The organism is Frigoribacterium sp. AC759 (assembly GCF_979256015.1).
In genome coordinates this window covers 1-248 of record NZ_CEEDMT010000143.1, presented here as the reverse complement: position 1 = coordinate 248, position 248 = coordinate 1, and the positions used below count along the sequence as shown (strand labels likewise).

Genomic DNA, 248 nt, shown 5'->3' with positions numbered 1-248 from the left:
CTACAAGAACAAGACCGGGTACAAGCGTCGCATGGGCTTCCGTGCCGACCTCACCCGCGTCAAGATCACCTCGATCACGACCAAGTAGCACTGTAGAAGATCAGGAGCTGACAGCACATGGCACACAAAAAGGGCGCATCGTCCACCCGTAACGGCCGCGACTCGAACGCCCAGCGCCTCGGCGTGAAGCGCTTCGGCGGCCAGGTCGTCCTCGCCGGCGAGATCATCGTCCGCCAGCGCGGCACCCA

General features: G+C 63.3%; 1 protein-coding gene. It reads left to right on the top strand.

The features are described 5' to 3' along the window. Nucleotides 1–117 precede the first annotated feature (117 nt). Nucleotides 118–248: 50S ribosomal protein L27 (locus ACZ6JE_RS15425; RefSeq protein WP_464319514.1), on the top strand; the 131-nt coding region annotated here is incomplete at its 3' end.